Below are 1,293 nucleotides of genomic sequence, written 5' to 3'. Positions count from 1 at the left end.
GCGACGACATCGACATGGGGGAGCGTCGGCTCACGGGCCCCGGCGACCACGGTGGGCACCTGGGCGGCCGCCGCGCGCAGAGCCTCCGACGGGGGCAGGGTGCCGACCGCGATCAGACCGTCGACCCGCAGCTCGGTGAAGGTCCGGGTGAGGTCCTCCCCGAGACGCCGGTTGAGGTGGCCGTCGGCCAGCAGCATGCGCAGACCGTTGTCGTGCAGCCGGGAGTTCAGACCGTCCAGCAGTTCCACGAACCAGGGGTTGCGCATGTCGTGGAGGAGGACGCCGACCGTACGGGTGCGGCGCTCGCTCAGGCTGCGCGCGGCCGCGTTGGGCCGGTAGCCCAGCTCCTCCACGGCCGCCAGCACGGCCTCCCGCTTCTCGGGGCGCACCTGCTCGGAGCCGCGCAGCACCAGCGAGACCAGGGACTTCGACACGCCGGCGCGCTCGGCGACATCGCGGATCGTCGGAGGTCTCATGGTGTGGACCGTTCCACAGGGCGGGCGCGGTTGTCAAAGGGCTTGACAGCTGCGGAGGCTCGCTCCAAGGTGAGCGGCGTACGTTCTGGAACGGTCCAAAGCCGGTCCGGTGAGTCCGAAGAGAGGCAGTCATGGTGAGTGCGCTCGGTGTCGCCGTCGTGGGGTTCGGCTGGATGGGGCGGGTGCACACCCAGGCGTACGCCCGCGTGCCGCACCACTTCCCGCAGCTTCCCGTACGCCCCGAGCTGGTCACCGTCGTCGAGGACGTGCCCGGCCGCGCCGAGGAGGCCGCCGAGCGGTTCGGGTTCGCGACCACCGCCCGCGACTGGCGCGAGGTCGCCGCCGACCCGCGCGTGCACGCCGTGAGCATCACCGCGCCGAACTTCCTGCACCGCGAGATCGGCGTCGCCATGGCCGAGGCCGGCAAGCACATCTGGATCGAGAAGCCCGTCGGGCTCACCGCCGCCGACGCCCGCGCCGTCGCCGACGCGGTCGCGAAGGCCGGCGTCCAGGGCACCGTCGGCTTCAACTACCGCAACGCCCCCGCCGTCGCGTACGCCCGCGAACTGATCGCCGCCGGTGAGATCGGCACCGTCACCCATGTCCGCGTCCGCCTCTTCAGCGACTACGCCGCCCACCCCGAGGGTGCCCTGACCTGGCGGTACGAGCGTGAGCGCGGCGGCAGCGGCGTCCTCGGCGACCTCGCCTCGCACGGCGTCGACCTCGCCCGTTTCCTCCTCGGCGACATCACCGCCCTCACCGCCGACACCGCGATCTTCGTCCCCGAGCGGGCCCGGCCCACCGGCGCCACCGCCGG

General features: G+C 73.0%; 2 protein-coding genes. One reads left to right on the top strand and one right to left on the bottom strand.

All coding sequences use genetic code 11. From position 1 onward, the window contains the following. Positions 1-476: LacI family DNA-binding transcriptional regulator (locus AOK23_RS26265; RefSeq protein ID WP_157878154.1), on the bottom strand; the 476-nt coding region annotated here is incomplete at its 3' end. 131 nt (positions 477-607) lie between these two features. On the opposite strand from AOK23_RS26265, the gene AOK23_RS26260 reads away from it, so the two are divergent. Next, on the top strand, positions 608-1,293 hold a 686-nt coding region (locus tag AOK23_RS26260; RefSeq protein WP_169800331.1), incomplete at its 3' end, for a Gfo/Idh/MocA family protein.

The sequence above is a fragment of the Streptomyces torulosus genome (genome assembly GCF_001419765.1).
Lineage (GTDB): Bacteria > Actinomycetota > Actinomycetes > Streptomycetales > Streptomycetaceae > Streptomyces > Streptomyces torulosus.
This window is presented reverse-complemented; position numbering and strand designations above follow the sequence as displayed.